Source organism: Shewanella halotolerans (assembly GCF_019457535.1).
In the GTDB taxonomy this organism is placed as follows: Bacteria; Pseudomonadota; Gammaproteobacteria; order Enterobacterales; family Shewanellaceae; genus Shewanella; species Shewanella halotolerans.
The window spans coordinates 3,524,780-3,549,334 of the sequence record NZ_CP080417.1 but is presented as its reverse complement, the minus strand read 5'-3'; the positions used below and the strand labels follow the sequence as shown (position 1 = coordinate 3,549,334).

The window sequence follows — 24,555 nt, the reverse complement described above, 5'->3', positions numbered from 1 at the left end:
CCGCCGGGCAGGCGATAAGTCACAAATGAAGGTGCGACCTTCAAATCCCCCGCAAATACAAATGTGGCCAAATGCTGCCTCCTAATCGATAACAATCGACGCTAAATCGAAGAGACGTTAGATACTGAGTGCTTGCACATACGTCGTTCCTTCACTTCCCTGTGATCACGACATTCGCACTTCCATGTACAGCACCCGCCGGGCAGGCGTTAGGTTAAAGCGAAGGTGCGACCTTCAATTTCACCTAGCAAACGACCACAACGCTATGCGCTAACCTTCAGTTTCTGACATTAATCACAATGTCCTCCATCCCCGCCGGGCAGGCGATAGGTAAGAATGAAGGTATGACCTACAACACCCATGCCGAGTATCCAATCAGCCAGATGCTAAATCCCCAACCTATGCCAAATCCCAAGCCTATGCCAACTACTGCTTGGCCAAAGCTGTGCCAAAGGTCATGATGCAATGACCTGAGTGGTAAACCTATGCAGCGTGATGGTGTCACGCCAATAATCCTGGGACCAGCCGCCTTTCTGTTTGAGGGCGGCGACGAAGTCCTTGGGGGCTGGCAGGCTCTGCCATACCGAGGGGAGAAACAGGGCGCGGCGGTGGCCGTCATCCATGAGTAGGCCGTCGATGTTGGGACGCAGGCTGGAGCGCAAGGCCGCTTCCCCCTGGTTTTCCATAGGAGTCAGCGGCGAGAGGATAGAGATATCTAAGGTGAGCGACTCGCGCTCTTCACTTCGCAGCGGGGCGAAGCGGCGGTCCTTAAAGGCCGCGCCATAGGCGTTTTCACAGGCGCACAGCCACAGGGGCTCGCAGGCATCTACCCGGCCGATACAGCCCCTGAGTTCACCGCCCTGGTGCAGGGTGACGAAACAGGCGGCCGGGGTGAGCAGGGCCTCACTCTCGGGAGCCTCTGGTAGCGTCAATCCTCCCTGTGTTAACCCGGCATCTATCACCTGCCACACCAGATCCAGCAGGCAGGCCTTGTCGCTGGCGGTCAGTTCAATAGAGGGCGAAGCTGGCATAGCCGACCACCTCCTCATCATCCCTCGGGCGTCGGGCCTGGGCGCGCGCGGTCACGTCACCCGAGTTGGTGTGGGTAACGCACTTTATCTGCCAATTCATTAACTTGGCATAGGCCAGCAGGCCGTTGAGGGCATGACAGCCACAGGCCTGTTCCGGCGCCAGGTGTGGGTCGAGTGCCAGTATGTGGCTGCGGGTGTCTGTGTCTATCCGGTTGGCATCCAGATAGGGGTGGTAGTGGCTGAGATCGCTGCTGACCACGATCAGGGTATCGCTATCGGCGACCGCCTGGATCAGCTGGCATACCGACTCTGGGCTGGCGCTGCCCACCACCACGGGCAGTAGGATGAAGTCGTCCAGACAGAATTGCAGTAGCGGCAGTTCCACCTCCAGAGCATGTTCTCTCTGATGGGCCATGTCTGAGGCGATGGCGAGTCGGCGGTTGAGCAACTGCTCGATGCCTACTCTGTCGATGGGGATCTCACCCAAGGGGGTGATGAAGCGGTCGCTGCGGGGCAGGGCGCAGCCGTTGAGGCCCACATAGTGGCTGGGGCCTAACAGGACGACGCGCCGATAGCCGTCTGGGCGATTGCGCAGCAGGTTTACCGCCTTGGCGGCCACCTCGCCAGAGTAGAGATAACCGGCGTGGGGCAGAATGAGGCCCTTAGGGATAATGTGAACGCTGGGAGCCTGGCCGAAATAGTGGGTAAGTTGCTGGGTGAGTAGTCCAGGTTCGGCCGGATAGAATCGCCCGGCGACGGCGGCTTGTCGGTACTTCATCTCTCTCCCCTAGCAGGGCGTCAACTATACTTTCAGTGTAGGTCAACGACAGGCAAACTCCCATGTTAACTGCACCACCGGCATACTTTCAGACCCAATATTGGCATGCCCTGGATGACGGGCGGGTGTGCTGCGACGTCTGCCCGCGCAAGTGCACATTGCGCGAGGGCAAACGCGGCGCCTGCTTTGTGCGCATGCACCATCAAGGCGAGATAGTGCTGACCAGCTATGGTCGCTCCTCGGGTTTCTGTATCGACCCTATCGAGAAGAAGCCGCTGAACCATTTCTACCCCGGCTCAAGCGTGCTCAGTTTCGGCACCGCCGGGTGCAACCTGAGCTGTCTCTTCTGTCAAAACTGGGACATGAGTAAGTCGCGCCAGATGGATACCCTGTGTGACAGCGCCATGCCAGACGAGCTGGCGGCCACCGCCCGTCGCCACGGCTGCAAGAGCATCGCCTTTACCTATAACGATCCTGTGGTGTTTATGGAGTACGCCATAGATGCCGCCCAGGCGGCCCATGAACTTGGGCTTAAGAGCGTGGCGGTGAGCGCGGGCTATATCTGTGATGCGCCGAGGATTGAGTTTTATCGCTATATGGACGCGGCCAATATCGACCTCAAGGCCTTTAGCGAGTCGTTTTATCACAAGATCTGTCACGGCCAGCTGCAACCTGTGCTTGAGACCCTGCTCTACCTCAAGCATGAGACCCAGGTATGGTTTGAGATAACCACATTGTTGATCCCCGGCGAGAACGATAGCGATGAGGAGCTCAATGCCATGTGTCAGTGGCTGGTGGAAAACCTGGGGCCAGATGTGCCGCTGCATTTCAGCGCCTTTCACCCCGACTTTAAGCTGCTCGACAGGCCGCCGACACCGCTAAGTACGCTGCAACGGGCGCGGCGCATCGCCCTCAATCACGGCCTGCATTATGTCTATTGCGGCAATGTGCATGACCCAGATTCCGACGCCACCTACTGCGCCAACTGCCACAAACGCCTGATCGAGCGTGACTGGTATCAGCTCGGGCAGTATGCGCTGGATGAGCAGGGTGCCTGCCGATACTGCGGCGCGCCGCTGCCAGGACGCTTCGCCAGGGTGCGGGAAGACTTTGGCGCACGGCGGATCGCGGTGCGGATCCATCGCGACTGAGGTGAATGGTTGAGAGGATGCTTGTGGCTTAGGTGGGGCTTACGGCTTAGATAGGGCTTAGGGCTCAGATGGGGCTCTGTGCTTAGATGAGGCTAAGGGTTTGAGCGCTACGCCGCGAATCGTCGGCCTGGCCAGAGGCATTGCCTTGCGCATGCTCTCCCGGGTGATCGACTCTATCTCGAAGCCCGCGCGGCGGATCTGCGCCTCCGTCTCGCGGTTGAGGTGGCAATTGCCGGCGATACGGCGCCAGATGAAGTTGAGTCTGTCTTGCCAGCGGCGTCTGCGAGTCCCAGGTTCGGCGGCGACATGCTCGAGAAATAGCAGGCGACCACCGGGTTTGAGTACCCGCCAGATCTCCGCCAGTGTCCCGGGCAGGTCCTGGACCGTGCAGCACACCAGGGAGACAAACACCCAGTCGAAGCTCGAATCTTCACTGTCGATGGACTCTGCCGGGCAGTCCAGCAGGGTGATATTGCTACCCGGGCGCTCGGCGACGGCCTTCTCCAAGAGGCGCATCATGTCCACATCGGGCTCGGTCAGTACCAGCTCCAGATCCTTGTGTTTCGGATAGAGTGGCAGGCTGGCACCGGTACCGGCACCAATTTCCAGCACCCGGCCGCTGACCTGGCTGAGTAAGTTACGGCGCCAGTCGATGAGACAGGCCTGCTCGGGCCCGCGCATGAAGCTGTCGTAACAATAGGCGATGATACGTGACATATCGGCCTCCCGTTCACACGCCGCGCCCACAGGCTCACGGCGGCATATGATGAATGGCTTATTTAAGTATGGGCGTTAGCGGCGAAAAGGGACACCTGCGCCGCTTAGCGCTAGGGAGGAGAGTTTTGCAGGTGCCCAGCGTCAGTTAGCTCTCGCTGGAAGAGATCAGTATGTCGAACCTGGGGTTGCTTCTCAGGTTACTGAAGTCGTCCTCGTTGGCGGCCACCTCCTTGAAGGAGACGCTGTTTTCAATAGCCTGCTCAAGATCCGACAGGGCACGCTCCTCCTGTCCCAGACAGGCGAAGGCGCAGGCGCGTTGATAGAGGGCGTGGGCGTTGCTGCCGTCGACCTCAAGCACCCGGTTACATAGGCTCAGCGCCCAGTTAAACTCGCGCATCTCCATGGCCGCGTCGGCCTTGTAGGTCATGGCCTCCAGGTCGCCCGGGCGTATGGTGAGGATCTCGTTATAGACGGCGATCTTCTGCTCCGGGGTCTGGGCACTTTGGGCGTGTAGCCAGAGGGTGTGGATCTCGTTGATGATCTCGATCTCACGGTTGTTCTTGGTGATGATGCGGCTCTTACGCTTAAGGTCTTGCTCCAGTACCTTGAACTTCTCTTCGTATTGCTCTGTGATGGATTGCAGCTGCTCGGCCGCCAGCTTGGCGGTGTTGGTCTTGATCTCTCTAAGGGACTGCCAGCCGATGAAGGCGATCAAGGATGCGACGCCCGCGATGATGTAGAAGAAGTAAGTAACCGTCACGTTGGCATAGTTCAGCGACTTGTCGGCCACCGCCAGCTCACGGTCGGTGATCTCCACCGTCATGCGGCGCTCGAGATCTTGCTGCTCCATCCTCAATGCCTTGAGCTCATCCAGTATGTAACGCTCCACCAGGGGACGGTCGAGGATAGGCGTCTGGGAGTGGGGCAAGCTGGCTTTCGGCTGTTCAATCTCGGTCTCTGTGGCTGCCTGAAGTGCGAAGGATGTGGAGAATGAAATGATGGCGATTAACATGCAAAGTAAGCGTGGCATAACTGATTTCCGTCGTTTATTTGGTGTGAGTCGTCCTAATCTAGGGTCACACTAACAACATTGGGTGCCTGATGCCAATCTAATTGCACCAATCAAAATAGGTTAAGCCCATGACCGATTGATAGAGGCGGTAATAGGGCTGGGGCCCATTAGGCTATGGGAAAAGTTACTTCCGGCAGCGACTCGAAGCCCGGCCTAGCAAACAGGTATCCCTGCATAAGTTCAACGCCAGCCCCCTTAAGCCAACGCATCTCGGCAAGGGTCTCTATGCCTTCGGCCAGGCATGTGATTTTGAGTTGGCGGCAAATGCTGAGCAGGTGAGTAACGATGACCTGCCTGGTTTCATCGCTATCTATGTTTCGGATCAGTTCCATGTCCAGCTTGATGATATCGGTCTGAAAGTTGGCTAGCAGACCTAACCCCGCATACCCCGCACCAAAGTCGTCAATGGCAGTCATAAAGCCAAGCTCTCGGTAGTATTCCACCACATGTTTGATGTAGCCACTGTCAGCGATTTTCTCCGCCTCGGTAAATTCGAACATGATACGATCCGTCGGAAAGCCGTAATCTTTGGCGGCTGCCAGAGTGGTACGTATGCAGCGCTCAGGCTGGTAGATGGCATTGGGCAGGAAATTAATACTCAATATGGACTTCAGGTTTAACTTGGCCGCCAGTGCGATTGCCTTGACCCGACAGGATTGATCGAAGGCATAGCGGTTGTCGTCGTTGACCCTGGATATTACCGAATAGGCGGATTCGTTGTTGGGGCCTCGTACCAGGGCTTCGTAGCCAAATATCTCTTGCTTACTCACATCTATGATTGGCTGAAATGCCATGGTGAAATCGAAGTCGAGATGCAGATTGTTAGCGCACTGCTGGCAGCCTTTGGTGACGAACTGAGGTTGATCGGTTTCCATCTAGATATCCTTTATTTAGCGCACCGCTTTTTCTCCTGCTGAGATGTCGAAAACATACACACAGTGCAGCTTGAGTCGACTTGCCGGAGAGTATAATGGATTCAGTATAGTCGTGATTTTACTGGTTTTTGAAGTGAATTCAGACAGCAGAGGTGTGTAGGCTCAAAAATATTGGCTAACATCCTTGTTAGCCAAAACTTAATTCAAGATATTGTTTTTATTTATTTTGTGGTTACGAGTATTGTCTGCGACGTACCCCTAGAAGGAGCAGGCTTAACAGGCCATACAAGCCAATGGCACCGCCACCACTCGATTCACTCGGTGGCTCGACAGGTACTATCGGCGCCACTGTCACAGTGACGGTAAATTGCGTCTCTGTGCTGAACTCCCCGTCGCTGGCCGAGATGACTATTGGGTATTCGCCGCTGGCGGTAAAGTTCATCTCAAGCTGAGTACCATCTAAGGTTAGCCCTTCGACACCCGTCGCCGATAGCGTGAGGGTATCGCCCTCGGCGTCGCTAAAGACCTGGCTGAGATCTAGGCTGACCACTGCGCTGCCCTGTTCGCTTAGCTGGGTCTGAAGGTCGGCAATCGGGTTGGCCAGCACGGGCGCGGTGTTTTGCGGCACCTCAACCGGCTCTAGGCCTTTCACCTTGATCAGGGTGGCGCCTATGTTGCGCTTAAGCTCGCTTGTGGTGCCCATCTCGAGCAGGCCATAGTAGGTTCCGCCGGCTTCAAGCGGCTGCAGACTCAGGCTGTCATCCAGATAGCCGTTGACCGACAGGCTCACGTCGAAGCGTTCATCCTGCGCCACCTGGCTCGGCGCCGTGATGTCGAAGCTCGCCTGGTTGCTGTAGTTCACGTGAGTGATCTCCAGGGTCACCTCGTCGGCCTCATCCTCGACCCTGCCCTCATAGTTGTGGGCAAATATCCAATAGTTGCCGGTTGGCGGATTTTCCAGGACGCAGCGCTCCTTAGAGTCTATCTCGCCGCTCAGACAGAGCAGTGAATAGTACATCTCATAGGCATCAGGCATGCCGTCACCGTTCTCATCTATGCCGACATAGAGATCCATGTCGGGTGAGGTGGTGTCGGTTATCTCTACCACCAGGCGTTTGGTGTAGGGCTTGACCACGGTCGGCACGCTGAAGATCACCTCAGGATTCGAGTGCGGGCTGCCACGCTCGGCATCGTTAGAGGAGCCAATCGCGCTGCCGGTAAAGGACTGCGCCTTATACAGGCCGAAGCCCTTGACCTGGAGTGCATTACTGCCCGAGGTGAAGATATCTTCGATCACCAGCTGGTTGTCGACATTGTTCATCTCGGCAGAGACCTCCTCGGCCACCTGGCCCGCCTTGAAGCCTATGGTGGCCTGCAGGTGGGTGTCGCTCATGTTGGTGTCGGCATTGTTTAGCTTGATGTAGCCGTGCACCCACTCATCCACCAGATTGATGTTGGCGGTGGCCTTGATGGTGAGCACCTGAGATTCCCCCGCGTTGAGGGAGAAGCTTGACGGAGTGATCTCCAGGGTGAAGCCTGGGTTGAGATATTCATACTCGGCGCTCCAGCTGCTGGCCTGGGTCGCGGTGACGGTGCGGGTCCAGCTGCAGTTGGAGATACACTGGTTTTGCACCATGGAGCTGGTGTTGAGTGCACTGGGATCGCCGCCCATCTCAGGGTTAGCCGCCAGGTATCCTGCCTTGTCGATATCCAGCAGCAGGCCTGCCTTCAGCGCCTGGTTGATACGCAGGCTGCCCGCGCCCTGGTCGAAGAAGTCGGAGCGTTCTAGAGTGCCATCATAGTCATCGTCCTTGTAGGTGGTTTGATGGGCGGTGCTCATGAAGGCCGATTGCGCCTGAGCCGGTGTCCAGTCTGGATGCGCGGCCTTGAGCAGGGCATAGGCGCCGGTCACATGGGGCGTGGCCATAGAGGTGCCGGATAGGCTGGCGAATGGAATATGGCCAATCTGCCCCTCGAACAGCCTGTCTTCGGCGTTGGCGGCGTAGATATCGACCCCGGGCGCGGCGATATCCGGCGAGAAGATGTTGGGATAGGGCAGGTTAGGCCCGCGAGAGGTGAAGACCCCGGCGATATCCCCCAGGCTGGCGTTTCTGGTGGTTTCTGTGGCTTCAATTGTCGCCTGGTGACCTTCACCGCTGGCCAGCCACTGGGTCAGACGCTCACCATCGGCGGCATTAAGCTGAATGGCAGGCAGAACATGGTTGTCATTGTGCAGCGAATCTATGCCATCAGGCATGTTTATCAAGATCATGCCGCCGGCGCCGCCTTCTTTAACATTGATCCCCTTGCGCACCCGCGCGTTGGTTCCGCGTTCACAGACGACGATCTCACCATCGAAGCTGCCGGCCTCGAAAGGGTCGGTGCACTGGGCGTTGTCAGAATCGACGCTGGCCGCCAGAACCACCTTGCCGTTCACCCCTTTGGTCACGCCAAAGCCCATCATGTCGCCGGGTGGCGTCTCGCCGCCGCTCATGTTGGTGAGGGATTTCTGTTTAAACTCGAGGTCGTGGGTATAGGCGGCGACCGTCGTCACCCAAGGGGCGTTGCCCGGCGAACCTATGGTGCTGGCGCTTGGGCCCGCATTACCCGCGGCCACGGCCACATGAATTCCCGCCTCGCGGGCGTTGAGGAAGGCTTCGGCGTCGATGGAGGACCAAGGGTCTTTGGCCGAGCCGCCCACAGAGTAGTTGAGCACCTGTACCCCGTTCTCTATGGCATGTTCAATCGCCTTGAGGGTAAATTCTGGATAACAGGAGCCGGCATCGTCACACACCTGGTAGGACACCAAGTTGGCATGGGGGGCCACGCCGCTGATGGCGTCAAATTCGAAGGCGCTCTTCTCAGCGATGATTGTGCCATCTTCCTCCTGCACCTGCAGATAGAAGTTGACGTTGTGCAGTATGTTGCCCGACGCGGTAGAGGCCACATGGGAGCCATGGCCGTTGAAGTCATAGCCCACCTTGACCTTGTTGGCGAGATCCTCATAGGCGGGATCGTCCAGGCTGTCGGCCGTGTCCTGACGATATTGGATAAGCTCGGGATAGCTGATGATGCCTATGAGTTTGCCGTTACAAAACTGGCTATACTGCTGGCAATCCCCCAGATACTGGCCGTCGCCTAGGGGGTTCTTGTGCTGGTAGCCATCGGCGCCTACCTCAGCAAAGGAGGGGTGATTGGCGTTGATCCCTGTGTCCATCACGCCGACGATTACCCCTTCCCCTTTTGTAGCCTCGACGATTTCATCGCCCTGCCAGACCTGCTTGGCGCCGATAAACTCGGGCCCGGTGGAGGTTTGAATAAAGTGTAGGCCTATGGGCTCGACACTCAGAACTGCAGGGTCTTTGGCTATGATGTCGGCCTCACCCGGCTTAAGCTTTACCGCCATGGCGTTGACGATCAGCTGGTATTCCTGGGTCGGGGTCAGAATACGTTTGAGTTTGCCGTTTAGTCTCTGCTTGACCTTGGCTTGCTGCTGTTTCAGGTAGCCTCTGTATTGCAGGCTGGCCTTAGACTGGCTGTTCAGCAGACCAGATGCCTGCTTGTTTGACTGGTTGACTTGAATATTGGTGGCGGCAAAGCCCGCCAGCGAGCCATCATAGCTGGCGACCGGGGCCTCTTTGAAGCGGACGAAGTACATGCCGTCGCTGCGTTGTTTACCGGCGCGTTCGAGTTTGAGTTTTTCTTGGCCGGGAATAATGGTCTGCAATGGCTTGGTATCATCGCTAAAGCCAGCGGCGCCAGGGTTGGCATAGCAAGCGCTGGCGATGGCAACCGAGAGTGCACTCAGTAACAAATTTCTACGACTTGATTTCATTTGATTACCTAAAGGGTTGTGAAATGGGGGATAGCCGTTTTACCGACTATCCCACAAGGGGGTTGCTAACTAGCGTAAAGTGCGACGACGAACTAGCGCCAAGGTACCCAGGATGAGCGACATCCAGCCTAGTGAGCCACCATCGCTTTCAGGTTCAAAGCTTGCTTCGACTTCTAGCGTATGAGTGACCTGATGCACGCCGTCAGAGGCGATGATGGTCAGCATGTGACTACCTTCGTTCTCCACTTGACCTGTGATTTCGGTGCCGTTAACAGACAGCGACGAGAAGCCAGTGCCTTCCACTTCGTAGCTCAGCCTATTGCCTTCGGCTTCGTTGAACAGGCCGGCAATATCTAAGGTGAAGTTTGCCGATGAACCAGACTTGAAGATGAGCTCTGGTACCGATAGCGAAGCGGCCACTGCTTCATTGACCTGTGGTGCCATATCATTGACATCAATAACCGAGACAGTAAGGGTTTCTGTTTCACCAATGCTTTGGCCGCGTTTCGGTGTAACCTTCACTTCGAACTCAGTGTTGTTTTCGAAGTCGAGCGCATCAGGGTTGACCACATACAGCTCGAAAGTCTCTTGATTGATGGCAAATGGGGTACCGATCAGTGTATTGCTGATAAGCAGTTCAAATGCAGTGTATTTGTCTGAGCCTGAGGTGAAGAAGCCTTGGGTGTCCAGCTCAATTCTGCCCACAACCGTACCCATTTCAGCATTTTCTTCGACTTGGAAGTGTTGTCCAGCCTGCGCCTTAGCGATGATTGAGCCATCGTCATCGATGAAAGAGTTGTAGCCCACTTGCATGAAGTCATCGTTGAGACTGACGACCATGAAACCTTTAGGCTCTGGAATTTGGCCGAAGCCGCCCATTTCCGAGGTACCGACAGAGGCGATATAAACTTCCTCGCCAGGCTGTGCGGTAAAGGTCTGCTGATAATCCAGCTCACCGGCTGATTTGCCCTCTTCCATTGCGGCAAAACCCACTTTAACGGAGCGGTCGAATACGGTATCAGAACACACCTCTTCGCCACTGAACCAATCCAGGTAGCAAGACTGCTCTACGGTGTAGCTACCGCCCTTGATGGGGTTAAATTGGACCATAGGCTCATATTGATCCCTGCCCGTGTGACGGTCAGTTTGGATATGGAAACCAAAGTTTTGGTCGAAATCTTCGACGCTATCTAGCTCGTGGTGGAACATATCTTCCAGACAGACCTGCGACACGATATTTCTCCCGTTATTGGCAAAGAAAGTTGGCAGCGATGACTCCTTGTAACGTGAGCTAGGGTTTGAATAGTCCATAGGCAGGTTAAAGTCGATCACATAGGTGGTCGGCTGACCTTTATCATTGAGCGCCACGAAAGGTTGATTGACGCGTTGGGCTTCGTCATAGATATAAGCACCTTCGAAACTCTCATCCCAGCCATTTTCCTTCACCATTGCTTCATAGAAGAGGTCATAGGTAAACAGGCGTGGACCGCGGTCGAAGAAGTTCGCTAAGGCAACATCGGCAGGTGAGTGCAGACTGACGGCGATGTTCAGTTTTTTACCCGTTACGCTACACTGGGCGTCATCATAAATAGCGCCACCGACGGCCTTGATCATGTGTCCCTTTAGGCCTTGTAGCTCCTCTGGCAAGCTTGGGTTTTGCAGCAGTAACGGATAAGCCTGATAGGTGGTTGCTGTATTAGACTCGTTAACGAACGACGCCACATAGCCCTGATAGTTCAGTGAACCATTCTCAGTGTCTGGGTAAAGCTCACGACCCCAGTTCAGGTGGGCCCATTCGATTTTGCCCAGATCTGAGTTGTAGCCGAGGTAGTTTGGATACTCGATAGCATTTGGACGCTGAGTGATATGGGTGCTGCTACGCGCCTTTAGCATCCAGCCTAAATTGATCTCTGGGTGGGATTCTGAAGTCAGGTTAATGTAGCCGTTGAGTTCGGTGGCTTTCAGATTGGCATCTGTGTGGTCACCGGTACTCATCAGCGGCCATTGTGGCAATTTGCTGCCATCGACCGTGATAGTGATCGGTAGGACCACGCTAGAGTTGGCTGGAATGCTCACGCTTTCTGCCATGTTGAAACTAAGAGCATCGTGAGCCGCTTTTTCGCCATTCATCTTGTAGGCGATCTGGTACGTCTGGGTGGTATCTGAGACGTTTCTTAACGTGATGCGCTTATGTAGCGTCTTGCTTTGTTCCACCTCATGCATGCCAAACTGCACATAAGGCTGATTGCTGCTGGTTTCCCAGGCCACAATTGGTGAAGCAACGGCGTTTTCTAGGTTTTCCATGCCGTGACCCATAGCATAAAGTTCAGCCGGGGTCATGCCATCGCTTTCCAGAACGGCGCTTACATCAGCAGTGTTAGCGAGTATGGCCTTGATCTCTGCAGGGCCGAAACCTGGGAACTCGCTCTTGATCACGGCTGCCGCCGCCGCGATACGTGCTGCACCTGTCAGCGCGCCTGAGCGGCTACCCAGCCTAGGTGCTGTTTCATCAGCATTAGAGATCTTAGCAACGGTTTGGTTGTCGCTTAGTGTGACGATTTCAGGCTTAAGGGTTTGAGAACCACGAACCGGTCCCATAGGGGCCCAGTCTGGAATGATCAAGGTCTCACCATCGTCGGCATAGTTGACCGCACCCACGGTGATTGCCGAAGTTGAACTTCCCTCTGCAGAGATCCAGTTACGGTGCTTGGCTTCAGCATCGCCAAATAGCGAGTATTTTGCCAGGTCTCCCGCGTGAGTCACTATTGTTACCCCTTGTGCTGAGGCTTGCTCAATCAGCATCTGAATCAGGCTTGGAGAGGCGTTGCCATCGATGTCGAAGAAGGCGCCCGCGCCCGCCGCGTCGATCAGGGCGATATCCAGATGGTCGCTGGTGTCGCCATCCTGGTTAGGGTCAATGATGTGCTCCATCGCCGAGACGAGCTTATCCAGCGTCGGTGCTGAAGCCGATACCCAGCCATTATTTTCCGAAACGTTGTAGATCTTGTAGGCGTGTAGCTCTGCACCTGGGGCTAGTTGGTGAACGATACTTGCCAGCTCGGTGCCTAGTCCAGTGGGGTAAACCCAGCCGTTGTAGGATTCATAATTTAAGTTTTGATCGATTGGGTTGGCATCGTTGCCATAGTTCTCGCTAGAGAAATCCCAGCCGCCTTTCACCACAGCAGTTGGAAATCCACTGTATTCTATGGCGCCGTTTTCGAGGGCTTCTAGATAGCTTCCCGCTGGTGGTGGCGTTTCTGGGTCGTTATCTTCGCCATAAACGCCAGAGCCGCCAAAGATAGGTAGGGTATAGTCGATACCGGTAGAGATGATGGCTACGCTGACCCCTTTACCGGCGGTTTCTTTGCCCATGTAGGGCGTCATCAGGCTGATCTCTTCGGCAGGTGAAGTATTCATTACCTGATGATTATTTGGAGCCTGCTTGGCGGTTTGCAGCTGTTGACCGTAGAAGGTTTGGGCTATGGCATCTAACTTGCGGATCTCTGCTAGCGCGCTGCTTTGCACTTCCAGCGTGATGGTATTCGCCAGCAGATGAGTGCTGCCCACGAGACGAGCTTGTGGGTCGATGGTTTTAATTTGTGCTAGAAGTTCTGCTTGTTGCTTGAGTACCTGCTGAGTGTCCAGAATCTGCTTGCCAGAATCTTTCTCTGATTGCGCTAAAGAGAAAGTATAGGTTCCCTTGGACTGTGCCTGCTCGGCACCGAAAGCCACGATCGATTCTGTCTTGGCCTGCAAGGCCCCTGAGAGAATGGCGGTCGAGACGCATAATGCTAGGGTGCATTTGTTAAATTTCATGTCCTTTCCTTCTTGTTATTGTGTGCTGTCGAGTCAATGGATTTTGACTGTCACAATTTAATAACGTGAAGGTAATAAGCGCACAACGAAGGGCGTCTCGATTATTCGCCGTTTTTTGCTCTATGAGGGCATTTTTTATCTCTTAAAAAAGTCTAATCCAAATTAGATCAATTAGTTAAATCTATTCTGTCACCAGCTTGTAACCGAAGACATCGGCCTCGTTGGCCAGTTTTAGGGTGACCAGGAAGGAGTGACCATCCGCCGGCGCAAGGCCGAAAAACTTACGCACCGCATCTGGGGCAAAACTTTGCACTAACTCAGGCTTGTGGTCCTTGTCGGCAAGAGAGATACGCATGATGGCGTCGTGCTCGGCGTCACGGCTTAAGAAATAGAGATAGCCCTGCTCATAATAGAAGGCGCCATAGTCATACTTGGCTAACTTGTCGGTGATCAGCGTTATCTGGTTCGAGGTGCGATCCAGATGCCAGATGCCGTTCTGGTCGAACTTGGAGAGATAGAGATGGTTGGCATCCTGACCCTCGATGGCGTAGACACCTTGCTGCTGGGTGATCTTTTCAAGCTCGCCAGATTTAACATTCAGCTTAAAGATGCCGTTTTTTTCCTTGGCGAAGCCCTTGAAGTAGAGGGCTTCGCCATCCGCCGACCAGCTCAAGTTGTCAGCCTCGATCCCCTGGATATCGATGGCGCGAAAGCTCTCAGATTCTATGTTGCCTATGTAGAGGGTACGGCCCGTGTCTGTGATGATATTGACCGCAAAGTCGCTGCTGACGGGGGAGATAGCCGGCACGCCGACATTACCGAGAGAATGGGTGATGTTTTTACTGCTCACCTTGTTGTTGCGCCAAATCGACCAGAGAGCGGAGCGGTTGGAGAGGAACAGGATATCGCCAGTGGCATTGGCATACTTGCCATACATGTCGCGGGAGGAGGAGGAGATGCGCCTGAGCTGCTTTCCATCACCGTAGGCCTGCTGGGTGATGTACTCCTTGGAGATATGTTCGGTCACATAGAGCATGGCGTTTGTGTCAGACAGGCTGATGCTGCTGGGTAAGCCTGATTGCGCCAGCGGTGCCAGCTGGCTGCCGTCGCGGTGAATACGGGAGATGATGGCCGCCGCGCCGTCGAGATTGTTGACATAGAATAGCTGCTCGCGGGCCGAGTAGTCGAAATCGACTATGCTGGGACTGTTTTGGATAAGCTCTCGTTCACTGCCATCCCCGGTTTGTAGGATCAGGCTGAGCAAGTTGGAGGCCGCCCGCTCGCGAATGAAGGCCAGCTGAGTATCCTGGTCCAGCCATTTGGGGGCGTAGTCTATCTCGTTCTTGTCGGGAAAACTCACCTGCTGATGCTCGGCCGTATCGAAGTTGTAGGCCATCAGGGCCACGCGGTCCTGCATCTTCTTGGCGTAGAGCAGGCGTTTGTCGTCGACCCCGGACCAGGAGACGATGCGCTTATAGGGGATGTAGAAACAGTCAGAAGCGATGAGCTGGTCTGTGTTATCCAAAAGGTTTCTCACCCTGACCTGACAGCCACCGGCCGGGTCGAGACGCACATAGGCCAGTTTCTCATCGGAGCGTGACCAGGCGGGGGAGGCTTCTTCGTTGTTCTCGAAGGAGATCAGGGTCAGCGGTGCATCGACCTGACTCAGCTCCTTAATATAGATCTTGCCGCTCAGTGAGTTGTCTCGCCACTGCATGGCCAGTCGCTGGCCGTCGTGAGACACGGCGATATGCTCCTCGACCCCGCCATAGTTGGTCACCTTGAGTTTGGTTGGGTTTGTGACAGACCGTAGCTGGCCGATCTGCACGGGTTGCTGGTCGGAAATGTCGCTCAAACCCAGCCAAAGGAGCAGAGCAGCAACGAGCGAGAGCGTGACGAAGGCTGCATGGCGAAAATAGCGTGTATAGGAGCGAGTCGGACTAGGGGCCGTTTGGCTGTCGATAGGCTGCACTGTCAGGGTGAGTTGATAGCCGAGTTTAGGCAGGGTATTAAACACCTCCTCTTCGATGCCCAGCTCCTTAAAGGTTTTTCTCAGTACCCAGATGCCGTTGGTGAAGCCCTTCTTGCCTACCCCTTCGTTGCCCAGCCAGATGGTGTCGATCGCCTGTTGGCGCGAGACGACATTGTCTGGACTGTCGATGAAGAGCATCAGGAGTTCGAATACTTTGGAGGAGAGTTTTATGCTGCTGTCTGCGTGTTTTAATGACATTAACTTGCAGTCTAATTCGCATCCGCCTATCTGGTAACTGAGCTTGGTCATTAAATGAGGGTCCGTACATTATTGTTATTCTTATGTGATCATCATAGGGGGAGAGTCGAGTTTGGCTCAAGAGTCCTTGAATAGTTATTATTACAGCATCTTCTAACATACTGTTTCTTAAATAGTTTAAAAGGTTACAATTTGCTACAAAGCGGTGAAACGGCCGCCAGTCGCTATCTCTGAGCCAGGCTGACCTACACTGAGTAGATAGGTTTACTGGGCATTTGGCCCCAACGGAGTGACAGAGATGGATAGACGATATCTTTTAACGGCCTTTAGCTACGCCCTGCTCGGGCTAGCCTTGGGCCTCTACATGGCGGCCTCCCACGACCATGGACAGCTGGTGACCCACGCCCACATCATGATGATAGGCTTTCTGATCTCCTTCAGTTATGCCCTCTGTTATCGCCTCTGGCTAGAGGCTTCTACGGGGGCGCATTCGGGGAAACTGGTCACGGCGCAGTTCTGGTTGCATCAGCTGGGCACCATAGGGGTCGCCATCGGCCTGTTCCTGCTCTATGGCGAGTTTGTGGCGCTGGAAGTGGTTGACCCTTTCCTGGCGATCGCCTCCTTTAGCGTGTTCGGCGGCGTCTTGCTGATGATGGTGCAGCTGCTTAAGACCAGGCAGGTGGACTAAGCAGGCGGGCTAAGCAGGGGGCTAGGTTTCTAAATTAATCCATCTAGGAAGAGTAAATCCCATAAAAAAAAGGTGAAGCAGTGCTTCACCTTTTTTGTGTTAAACACAGTCTTATGCCGTGTTTAGAAGAGTGGATTACTCGCCCTGTTCAACGCCTGCACGGTTGATCAGGAATTGAGTCAGCAGCGGTACGGGACGACCGGTTGAGCCCTTGTTGGCGCCACTGTTCCACGCGGTACCGGCCACATCCAGATGCGCCCAGTTGTACTTCTTGGCGAAGCGCGACAGGAAGCAGGCAGCTGTGATGGCACCGGCAGGACGACCACCCAGGTTGGTCATGTCGGCAAATGGACTTTCCAGATGCTCCTGGTACTCGTCCCACAGCGGCATGCGCCATGCGCGGTCACCACTCTGCTCGCCGGCGTTCAGTAGCTCGTGGGCCAGCGGGTTGTGTGAAGAGAAGAGACCCGAGGCGTGTTTACCCAAGGCGATCACACAGGCACCGGTAAGGGTTGCCGTGTCGACGACCAGCTCAGGGTCGAAACGCTCTACATAGGTGAGCACGTCACACAGTACCAGACGGCCTTCGGCGTCGGTGTTGAGCACTTCGACTGTCTGGCCCGACATAGTGGTCAGGATATCCCCTGGACGGTAGGCGTTGCTCGACGGCATGTTTTCACAGCCTGCCAGGATGCCCACTACATTGATCGGCAACTTCAGCTCACACAGGGCCAGCATGGTACCGATAACGCCTGCGGCGCCGCCCATGTCATACTTCATCTCATCCATGGCTTCGCCAGGCTTGAGTGAGATACCGCCCGAGTCGAAGGTAAGACCCTTACCCACGAGCACGATTGGCTTCTCTGTGCTGTCTACCGCGCCCTTGTATTCCATGACGGTCATGACCGACTCGTTATGGCTGCCGCGGCCGACGGCCAGGTATGAGTTCATGCCAAGCTTGGCCATCTGCTCTTCGCCTACCGTGGTGACGGTGAGGTTTTCATGGTTCTCGGCAATCTGACGTGCCTGAGAGGCCAGGTAAGCCGGGTTACAGATGTTTGGTGGCATGTTGGCCACGTCACGACATAGCTGGGTACCGGTCGATACGGCCATGCCGTGCTCGATGGCACGCTCACCCACAGTGAGTTCGCGGCGGGTCGGTACATTGAAGACCAGCTTGCGCAGCGGACGACGGGTTTCGCCCTTACGGGTCTTGAGTGCGTCGAAGCTGTACAGACTATTTTGAGTCGATTCAACGGCTTCGCGTACTTTCCAATAGGTATCACGGCCCTTAACGTGCAGTTCGGTCAGGAAGCAAACGGCTTCCATTGAACCTGTGTCGTTTAAGGTGTTGATGGTTTTAGTGATGATCTGCTTGTACTGGCGTTCGTCTAGTTCTCGTTCTTTGCCACAACCTACAAGAAGGACGCGTTCACTCAACACGTTGGGCACATGATGCAAAAGTAGCATCTGACCCGGCTTACCCTCTAAGTCGCCGCGGCGAAGTAAGTTGCTAATGTAGCCTTCACTGATTTTATCCAGTTGCTCAGCAATACCAGAGAGGCGTCTAGGTTCATAGACACCAACGACAATACAGGCCGAACGTTGTTTTTCCGGGCTGCCGCTCTTAACGCTAAACTCCATGAGCTCTCCTAGATTCTTAAAGACAAATATTATTATTTATTAGATAATGTCTGCTTGTGTCCAAAACGGACCTAAAATTGGTACACCAATGTTAATTTTTCAGGTGTTTTTCTGCCATTTTTAGTTAAAGGCTGGTCACAAAACTACCAAAAGTAGACAGTCTACATGAAAAGTGGGCTGATACCAGCATAAATATAAGTTTAGGGACTGGATCCTGCCTGTGATTGTATTTAGATACTTGATTCGTGAAGTTTTAAAAGCGCAGATGGCAGTGCTTTTAGTACTGTTAGCTATTTTTATTAGCCAACATTTTGTTCGTGTACTCGCTGATGCATCCGATGGCGAGTTTCCCGCCTCTCTGGTGATGACCCTCCTAGGCCTTAATCTTCCCTATCTTGCCGTGCTTGTGGTGCCTCTGAGTCTGTTTCTGGGGATCCTGGTGGCCCATGGCCGTATGTACGCCGAAAGCGAGATGGTGGTCTTTCACAGCGTTGGCGTGAGTGAATGGTATGTCACCCGGGTGACCCTGTTACTCGCCGTCGCCAACATGCTGTTTACTGGCTTTTTAGCCATCTATGTCACCCCCTGGGCCGAAGAGACCCAAAACCGTGTGCTGGAAAATGCCCAGTCTGAGGCAGGCCTGGCGGCATTGACCCAGGGACGCTTCCAGACCAGTCCTAATGGCCGCGCAGTACTCTTCGTCGAGCGGATCGGCCGCGACAATCAACTGGACAAGGTGTTCGTGGCTCAGCTGCCAGACCCGGAAGACGGTGCCAGCCAGTCCAATATCGTGGTGGCCCAAGGGGGCAGTGTGGTAGAGGATGAAAGCGGCGAGCAGCGCCTTAAGCTCAACGATGGTATCCAGTACCAGAGCAAGCAGAACCAGCTCGATTATCAGGTGGTGCAGTTTGCCGGCTACGAGATGCAGATCAAGGAGCAGGAGGTGGACCAGCGCCGCCGTAAATTGTCGGCTTTGCCAATCGATCAGCTGCTAGATACCGAGGGACCCGAGGCGGTGGCCGAGTTTCACTGGCGTCTGGCCATTCCGCTGGCGATCCCCTTCATGACGCTGATCGCCGTGCCCATGGCGCGGGTGAATGTTCGCCAGGGTAAGTTTGCCAAGATGTTCCCGGCTATCTTGCTCTATCTGGGTTATTTCGGCTTGATGATTGCCGGGCGTAAGGCGCTCGAAGATGAGGTGATTCCAGCCTATCTCGGCATGTGGTGGATCCATGCCTCGGCGCTGTTTTTGGGGATGTTGCTGCTGAGTAAGGAGCGCCCTGCGGGGGCCAAACTTTCTGGCTTGCTCAAGCGTAAGAAGGTGGCGGCATGAGAATTCTAGATTTATATATCGCCCGTGTCCTGCTGAGCACCTCGGCCCTGTGTCTGCTGGTGTTAACTGGCCTGTCAGGCATCATCAAGTGGGTGGATCAGATTCGTCTGGTGGGACGCGGTACCTACACCATGGTGGATGCCGGCATCTATGTGCTGTTTCTGATCCCGCGGGATATCGAGATGTTTTTCCCCATGGCGGTGCTGCTGGGGGCGTTGATCGGCATGGGCATGCTGGCGTCGAACTCCGAGTTGGTGGTGATGCAGTCCGCGGGCCTGTCGCGTTTTCAGATCACCCTGTCGGCGATGAAGACGGCGGTGCCACTGATGCTCTTGGTGATGGCCCTGGGAGAATGGGGCGCGCCGGTGGCCGAGCGTCATGGCAAGGAGCTGCAGGCGGTCAAACTCTCAGGGGGTAGCCTGTTTAAGTCGAGCCGGGGGATTTGGGCCAAAGATGGCGACCTGTTCGTCAACATAGGCGAGATAGAGGATATCAACAGCCTGCACAATATTGTACTCTATGAGTTTGACGATAAGCTGAATCTGGTGGGCACCATAGAGGCGCGCCGTGGCGTCTACTCTAAGGATCATTGGCGCCTGTTAGATGTGCGTCAGACCAAGATCACTCCAGAGCAGGTGAGCCTGACGGATCTTACTCTGTATCGCTGGGAGTCGACCCTGACCCCGGATAAGCTGAGCGTAGTGTCGGTAAAACCCGAGGCCTTGTCGATTCAGGGGCTGGTGGATTACCTAGAGTACCTGAGGGTCAATAACCAGGATTCGGGCCGTTATGAGCTGGCGCTGTGGCGTAAGATCATGCAGCCGATCACTGTGGCCGTGATGATGCTGGTGGCCCTGTCATTCGTGTTTGGTCCGCTGCGAACTGTGACCATGGGCGCGCGGGTGCTGCTGGGTGTGGTAGCCGGTTTCAGCTTCTATATCTGTAACGAGATCTTCGGCCCCATGACCCTGGTTTATGGTCTGCCGGCCGTGCTGGGCGCCGTGATGCCGCCGCTCATCTTCAGTAGCGCGGCCATCTACTATATTCGCCGCTAGCGACCGAACTATTCCTATTGGAATTTGGCCAATAAAAAAGGACCCCTAGGGTCCTTTTTTATGTCTGGGTTTAGCTTACACGCCGTGCCAGTTACGCATCTGGTTGGCTTCTTTTGAGAGAACCACCACTTCCGAGCGGGTCATCATATCCTGTAGCGCCAGCTTATCGCCATTGATCAAGATCCACAGGTTGCCTATGCCAAGCAGCGACCAGACGAGGCGGGCGGTGGCGGTGATCATGCTCAGGCTCTGGCCGTTGGGATGCTGGATCTTCAAACGCCAGGCGCGCATGCCCAGGGTCTGGCCGCCATAGCTCCAAAACAGCACATAGAAGAGGCCGACGCAGAAGGCGATCCACAGCTGATACACGCCCTTGTAGAGCGGTGTGCCGTTCAGCAGGTCTGAGACATGCTCGAAGCCATTCATGGCCAGCAGGCCACTGCTAGTGAGGGCGGTAAAGATACCAAAGCCTATGGCTCCGGCCACCATGTAGACGGCGACCGCCAGCAGCAGGTCGTACACTATCGCGCCCAGGCGGCGAAAGAAGCCGGCTCTGGGAAAATTGGCATGTTCAATATTAGACATTCAGGGCCTACATCATCTGGTAAAAGGCGAAAATGGGTGGCTTATTCTAGCGAACTTGGCCTTAGCTTTCATCCTGAGCGTTTTCATCTCGAATGAAGTGGATGTCGCTAAAGCCGAAGCGGGCGAACTCCTTCTGGCGATAGTCTTTCACCGCCTGGGAACCCTTGGAGGTCATGGCGACCTGAGCCTCCATGGCGAGGTAGCGGGTCAGATCGATTCCCTCGGCTGCGGCCACGGCTTCATAGATGTCGTGAAACTTGTCGTAGACGAAGTTGATCTCTTTGTATTGATTCTTAAAGGTATAACCGACTCTGCGGGCCATAGCATTCTCTTAAATTATCACTTTCTTAAATAAGGATTCTTTTAAAATAGTTTCTTTTAGTCCCGATAGGCATAGCCAGGGATATCTGCGTCGATGGCATACACCATGTAGCAGGCATCTTCCGGGTAGCTGTCTAAGGATTTGTCGATTATACGCGATTTAAAGCCCAGACGTTGCCAATATGTGTGGGCGCCGCCCACGGCCACTAGCGAGATACTTCCCAGAGCCTTATCTTTGGCTTGTTTGATGAGCCGGCTAAACACGGCCGCGCCGGCCCCCAGTCCCCGTGCCTTGGCAGAAAAGGCGATATCGTGCAGGTAGAGGGTCTCCTGCTTGGGCGCTGCGTCGAGCACCTGCTCCAGACTCGGTGGCAGGTCGCGCTGCCAGGGGTGCGCCAGGCAATAGCCTATGACGGTATCGTCTTGCGTGACCACAAAACAGGTCTGTGGGGAGAGGCGGGCCTTGCTCTGCAGGGCGGCGAGGGACTCGGGCTCGATATCGGGATAGCACTCATCCTGAATGGTTAATATGGCTGGCCAATCCTGGGCCTGTATCTCTCGTATTTGCATTACTAATGTTTCTAATTTTGAGGGGCTGGAGCCCTTAAGGGGGCTTTGGGGCAAAGGTTAGATGTTCGCACAGCTTTTAGGCCTTATCAATGGCACAGGTAAGGGGGTTAAGATTAGTAAAAACAAATGTGAATATTGGCTATTTACTCAATTATTCAGTCTGTTATTCTCTAACCTCGGTGGCTCGCCTGCCTTGGCAAGTCGTATCTTGTCTGAGTCGCCCATCTAGGAATACTAGCAATATCCGTTTAGAACTAGCTGTTTAAAAACCGACGTATAGCAATATACGTGCGCGATATTAAGCGGGCCTTAAATCCCCACGAGGGTTTTTGGCATTATCTCATGGAGAGAGACAGTGGATTTTTTACTGCTTACCGATAACTTACCCTACAGCCTGGCGCTGGCCTTGGTGATCCTCTTGGGCCTGGTCGAAGGCTTTTCTATGGTCTTTGGCCTGAGCCTGTTTGGCCTGCTGGATGATCTGACGCCCATGGAGATGGACGCCGACGTCGATACCGGCGTGTCTGGGGTCACAGGCGTGGCCGGCTGGCTCTGCCTGGATCGCCTGCCACTGCTTATCTGGCTGGTGCTGGCGCTGACCAGCTTCGCCATCGCCGGCTTTGCGATCAACTATCTGGCGATCTCGTTTCACGGCGCCTTGCCGGCGCCCCTAAGTATTCCGCTCGCCATAGTGCTCGGCGCATTTTCCTGCCGTATCCTCGGCGCCCGTCTCGCCAATCTGCTGCCCAAGAACGAAACCTCGGCGGTCTCGGTGGACGAGCTCAGCGGTCTGGTGGGCGTGGTGACCTTAGGTTGTGCCCGCAAGGGATTTCCCAGCGAGGCCGTGGTGAAAGATGCCTATCAGCAGAAGCATTATGTGCTGGTGGAACCTGAGCTGGCGGGCGAGGCCTTCTCCCAGGGCACCTCTGTGGTGCTGCTCAATCGCAATGGCCAGGTCTGGTCTGTGGTGCAATTTAACGATGAAATTTAGGCAGCCTTGCTGCCGTAAAACCTGCTTATAACAAGCTTAGATTAAGGATGAAACATGAACGAAGTTGAAGGAATAGGCGTGTCATTGGGTGGCAGCTTTGTGTTTATTGCCGCTGGCGCTGTGTTAATCGGTATCTTGGTGATCGGCATGATCTTCGCCAAGTTGTATCGACGGGCCTCGAAAGAGACCGCCTTTGTGAGGACAGGTTTTGGCGGCGAGAAGATCATCAAAGATGGCGGCGCCATAGTGCTGCCCGTGCTGCATGAGACCATAGCCGTTAACATGAACACCCTGCGAATCGAGGTGGAGAAGATGCAGAAAGATGCGCTGATCACCAAAGATCGCATGCGGGTGGATGTGCGCGCCGACTTCTATCTGCGCGTGGCGCCGAGTGTCGAGGGGATCTCCATGGCGGCGCAGACCTTAGGTACCCGCACGACTCGGGTCGAAGAGGTGAAGAAGCTGATGGAGTCTAAGTTTGTCGACGTGCTACGCGCGGTGGCGGCCGAGATGACCATGACTGAGATGCATGAGCAGCGCGCCGATTTCGTGCAGCGGGTGCAGAACAACGTCGCCAACGATCTGGAGAAGAACGGTCTGGAGCTGGAATCGGTGTCTCTGACAGGTTTCGACCAGACAGACCTGCAATTTTTCAATGAAAATAATGCCTTCGATGCCGAGGGTCGCGCACGTCTTGCCAAGATCATCGAGGAGAAGCGCAAAGAGACCAACGACATCGAACAGGAAAATCGCATCAAGATAGAGCAGCGGAACCTGGAAGCCGAGAAGGAGTCGCTGGAGATCGAGAAGGCCGAAGAGGAAGCGCGTCTGGTGCAGCAACAGGCACTGGAGTTTAAGCGCGCCGAGCAGAAGGCGGAGATCCTCAAGAAGCAGGAGCAGAAGAGCCGCGAAGAGCGTGAGGCAGAGATCGCCAAGGAGCGCGCGGTAGAGACGGCGCAAATTGAGAAGACCAAAGATATCGAGACCCGCGAGATCGAGAAGCGTAAGGCAATTGAGCAGTCACGCATTCAGCAGCAGCGCGATATCGAGGTGGCCGAGCAGGACAAGCAGATCGCGGTGGCGCAGAAGTCTGAAGAGGAATCAGCAGCCCGCGCCAAGGCGGCCGAGGCAGAGAAGCTCAAGGTAGAGAAAGAGGAAGCGGTGATTACCGTACGTCAGGTAGCCGAGGCTAACCGTCGCAAAGAGATCGAGGTGATCGATGCCCGCAAGGAAGCCGAGCGTGATGCGGTGGGCGTGACGGTCGAGGCGGAAGCCGAGAAACGTGCCGCCGAAGATAAGGCGAGTGCGATCCTTACCGAGGCTAAGGCAGCAGCCGATGCCAAGAAGCTCAAGGCAGAGGCAGACGAGAAGGTATACGCCGTCGAGGCGGCCGGTAAGCAGGCATTGCACGAGGCGGAAAACGTGCTCAGCAGCGAGCAGATCGAGCTGCAAAAAGCGCTGGCCATGCTCAAAGCCCTGCCGGAAGTGGTGGCTCAGGCGGTCAAGCCGCTGGAGAACATCGAAGGGATCAAGATCCTCCAGGGGTACGGCACCTCGGGAGCGACTCAGGGCAATGGCGAGGCTGTACTTAGCCAGGGCGGTATCGCAGAGCAGGTGACCTCAGCGGCGCTGAATTACCGCGCCAACGCGCCTATCGTAGATGCCATGCTCAGAGAGCTGGGCATGGTGGATGGTAAGCATGGCGGACTCAACGACCTGCTTAAAGGCCACAACATGATCACCCAGGAGATGCTGGGCGCCGGCGAGATGAGTGACGAGAGTCAAGGGGCGCACTCTCCCTTGAACGGTAAGACGCCGCGCGAGGGCGATGCCGCTAACTAGGCGAATGGGGCTGACGATATT

Annotated in this window: 18 protein-coding genes; 6 read left to right on the top strand and 12 right to left on the bottom strand. The window is 55.1% G+C overall.

Going from position 1 to position 24,555, the window contains the following annotated elements:
• Positions 1 to 455 precede the first annotated feature (455 nt).
• Positions 456 to 1,031 (bottom strand): AmmeMemoRadiSam system protein A, encoded by a 576-nt coding sequence (gene amrA / locus K0H81_RS15425; protein WP_220058888.1) that lies wholly within the window; start codon positions 1,029 to 1,031, stop codon positions 456 to 458.
• Entirely contained in the window at positions 1,009 to 1,809 is an 801-nt protein-coding gene (amrB, locus tag K0H81_RS15420; RefSeq protein ID WP_220058887.1) for an AmmeMemoRadiSam system protein B, read from the bottom strand. The genes amrA and amrB overlap by 23 nt, the downstream gene beginning before the upstream one ends.
• A 62-nt stretch (positions 1,810 to 1,871) precedes the next feature.
• Between amrB and amrS the strand changes: the two genes are divergently transcribed.
• Positions 1,872 to 2,960: an AmmeMemoRadiSam system radical SAM enzyme gene (gene amrS, locus K0H81_RS15415; protein WP_220058886.1), complete on the top strand. Its 1,089-nt coding sequence runs from the start codon at positions 1,872 to 1,874 to the stop codon at positions 2,958 to 2,960.
• 57 nt (positions 2,961 to 3,017) lie between these two features.
• Here the strand turns inward: amrS and K0H81_RS15410 are convergent, their stop codons facing one another.
• The 6 genes from K0H81_RS15410 to K0H81_RS15385 form a co-directional block, all read right to left on the bottom strand.
• Positions 3,018 to 3,677 carry a class I SAM-dependent methyltransferase gene (locus tag K0H81_RS15410; protein WP_258406306.1) on the bottom strand — a complete coding sequence of 220 codons (660 nt, stop codon included), beginning with the start codon at positions 3,675 to 3,677 and terminating at the stop codon, positions 3,018 to 3,020.
• A gap of 145 nt (positions 3,678 to 3,822) precedes the next feature.
• Entirely contained in the window at positions 3,823 to 4,707 is an 885-nt protein-coding gene (locus tag K0H81_RS15405; protein WP_220058884.1) for a tetratricopeptide repeat protein, read from the bottom strand.
• A 149-nt stretch (positions 4,708 to 4,856) separates the two neighbouring features.
• The gene (locus K0H81_RS15400; protein ID WP_220058883.1) at positions 4,857 to 5,624 is read right to left on the bottom strand and encodes an EAL domain-containing protein; all 768 of its coding nucleotides are present in this window, start codon (positions 5,622 to 5,624) and stop codon (positions 4,857 to 4,859) included.
• Between the two features lie 232 nt (positions 5,625 to 5,856).
• Entirely contained in the window at positions 5,857 to 9,459 is a 3,603-nt protein-coding gene (locus K0H81_RS15395; protein ID WP_220058882.1) for a S8 family serine peptidase, read from the bottom strand.
• Between the two features lie 69 nt (positions 9,460 to 9,528).
• Positions 9,529 to 13,275, bottom strand: coding sequence for a S8 family serine peptidase (locus tag K0H81_RS15390; protein WP_220058881.1), 3,747 nt, complete (start codon positions 13,273 to 13,275; stop codon positions 9,529 to 9,531).
• A gap of 181 nt (positions 13,276 to 13,456) precedes the next feature.
• Positions 13,457 to 15,505, bottom strand: coding sequence for a winged helix-turn-helix domain-containing protein (locus K0H81_RS15385; RefSeq protein WP_220058880.1), 2,049 nt, complete (start codon positions 15,503 to 15,505; stop codon positions 13,457 to 13,459).
• Between the two features lie 298 nt (positions 15,506 to 15,803).
• Here K0H81_RS15385 and K0H81_RS15380 point away from each other — a divergent pair, with 298 nt between their 5' ends.
• The gene (locus K0H81_RS15380; protein WP_220058879.1) at positions 15,804 to 16,193 is read left to right on the top strand and encodes a TonB-dependent receptor; all 390 of its coding nucleotides are present in this window, start codon (positions 15,804 to 15,806) and stop codon (positions 16,191 to 16,193) included.
• Positions 16,194 to 16,328: 135 nt separating this feature from the next.
• On the opposite strand, the gene pepA is transcribed toward K0H81_RS15380, so the two are convergent.
• A complete protein-coding gene (gene pepA / locus K0H81_RS15375; protein WP_011864744.1) occupies positions 16,329 to 17,837 on the bottom strand; it encodes a leucyl aminopeptidase in 1,509 nt (502 codons plus the stop codon).
• 220 nt (positions 17,838 to 18,057) lie between these two features.
• Between pepA and lptF the strand changes: the two genes are divergently transcribed.
• Positions 18,058 to 19,170, top strand: coding sequence for an LPS export ABC transporter permease LptF (gene lptF, locus K0H81_RS15370; RefSeq protein WP_220058878.1), 1,113 nt, complete (start codon positions 18,058 to 18,060; stop codon positions 19,168 to 19,170).
• A complete protein-coding gene (lptG, locus tag K0H81_RS15365) occupies positions 19,167 to 20,225 on the top strand; it encodes an LPS export ABC transporter permease LptG (RefSeq protein WP_011864746.1) in 1,059 nt (352 codons plus the stop codon). The genes lptF and lptG overlap by 4 nt, the downstream gene beginning before the upstream one ends.
• A 75-nt stretch (positions 20,226 to 20,300) precedes the next feature.
• Here the strand turns inward: lptG and K0H81_RS15360 are convergent, their stop codons facing one another.
• The 3 genes from K0H81_RS15360 to K0H81_RS15350 all read right to left on the bottom strand — a co-directional run bounded on the left by K0H81_RS15360 (position 20,301) and on the right by K0H81_RS15350 (position 21,701).
• On the bottom strand, positions 20,301 to 20,810 hold the full coding sequence (locus tag K0H81_RS15360; RefSeq protein WP_011864747.1) for an RDD family protein: 510 nt from the start codon (positions 20,808 to 20,810) through the stop codon (positions 20,301 to 20,303).
• A 61-nt stretch (positions 20,811 to 20,871) separates the two neighbouring features.
• Entirely contained in the window at positions 20,872 to 21,132 is a 261-nt protein-coding gene (locus tag K0H81_RS15355; protein WP_220058877.1) for a DUF2960 domain-containing protein, read from the bottom strand.
• Positions 21,133 to 21,188: 56 nt separating this feature from the next.
• Positions 21,189 to 21,701: a GNAT family N-acetyltransferase gene (locus K0H81_RS15350; RefSeq protein WP_220058876.1), complete on the bottom strand. Its 513-nt coding sequence runs from the start codon at positions 21,699 to 21,701 to the stop codon at positions 21,189 to 21,191.
• Positions 21,702 to 22,056: 355 nt separating this feature from the next.
• On the opposite strand from K0H81_RS15350, the gene K0H81_RS15345 reads away from it, so the two are divergent.
• Positions 22,057 to 22,692: a YqiJ family protein gene (locus tag K0H81_RS15345; RefSeq protein ID WP_011864750.1), complete on the top strand. Its 636-nt coding sequence runs from the start codon at positions 22,057 to 22,059 to the stop codon at positions 22,690 to 22,692.
• Positions 22,693 to 22,746: 54 nt separating this feature from the next.
• Positions 22,747 to 24,534 (top strand): flotillin family protein, encoded by a 1,788-nt coding sequence (locus tag K0H81_RS15340; protein WP_220058875.1) that lies wholly within the window; start codon positions 22,747 to 22,749, stop codon positions 24,532 to 24,534.
• Positions 24,535 to 24,555 lie beyond the last annotated feature (21 nt).

What these genes read in the sequence shown, in the direction of transcription:
- K0H81_RS15400 (WP_220058883.1), bottom strand. Translation starts at nt 5,624, where the DNA reads ATGGAAACCGATCAACCTCAGTTCGTCACCAAAGGCTGCCAGCAGTGC.
- K0H81_RS15355 (WP_220058877.1), bottom strand. Translation starts at nt 21,132, where the DNA reads ATGGCCCGCAGAGTCGGTTATACCTTTAAGAATCAATACAAAGAGATC.
- pepA (WP_011864744.1), bottom strand. Translation starts at nt 17,837, where the DNA reads ATGGAGTTTAGCGTTAAGAGCGGCAGCCCGGAAAAACAACGTTCGGCC.
- K0H81_RS15410 (WP_258406306.1), bottom strand. Translation starts at nt 3,677, where the DNA reads ATGTCACGTATCATCGCCTATTGTTACGACAGCTTCATGCGCGGGCCC.
- K0H81_RS15405 (WP_220058884.1), bottom strand. Translation starts at nt 4,707, where the DNA reads ATGCCACGCTTACTTTGCATGTTAATCGCCATCATTTCATTCTCCACA.
- K0H81_RS15390 (WP_220058881.1), bottom strand. Translation starts at nt 13,275, where the DNA reads ATGAAATTTAACAAATGCACCCTAGCATTATGCGTCTCGACCGCCATT.
- amrS (WP_220058886.1), top strand. Translation starts at nt 1,872, where the DNA reads ATGTTAACTGCACCACCGGCATACTTTCAGACCCAATATTGGCATGCC.
- K0H81_RS15385 (WP_220058880.1), bottom strand. Translation starts at nt 15,505, where the DNA reads ATGTCATTAAAACACGCAGACAGCAGCATAAAACTCTCCTCCAAAGTA.
- K0H81_RS15340 (WP_220058875.1), top strand. Translation starts at nt 22,747, where the DNA reads ATGAACGAAGTTGAAGGAATAGGCGTGTCATTGGGTGGCAGCTTTGTG.
- amrA (WP_220058888.1), bottom strand. Translation starts at nt 1,031, where the DNA reads ATGCCAGCTTCGCCCTCTATTGAACTGACCGCCAGCGACAAGGCCTGC.
- amrB (WP_220058887.1), bottom strand. Translation starts at nt 1,809, where the DNA reads ATGAAGTACCGACAAGCCGCCGTCGCCGGGCGATTCTATCCGGCCGAA.
- K0H81_RS15360 (WP_011864747.1), bottom strand. Translation starts at nt 20,810, where the DNA reads ATGTCTAATATTGAACATGCCAATTTTCCCAGAGCCGGCTTCTTTCGC.
- K0H81_RS15350 (WP_220058876.1), bottom strand. Translation starts at nt 21,701, where the DNA reads ATGCAAATACGAGAGATACAGGCCCAGGATTGGCCAGCCATATTAACC.
- K0H81_RS15380 (WP_220058879.1), top strand. Translation starts at nt 15,804, where the DNA reads ATGGATAGACGATATCTTTTAACGGCCTTTAGCTACGCCCTGCTCGGG.
- lptG (WP_011864746.1), top strand. Translation starts at nt 19,167, where the DNA reads ATGAGAATTCTAGATTTATATATCGCCCGTGTCCTGCTGAGCACCTCG.
- K0H81_RS15395 (WP_220058882.1), bottom strand. Translation starts at nt 9,459, where the DNA reads ATGAAATCAAGTCGTAGAAATTTGTTACTGAGTGCACTCTCGGTTGCC.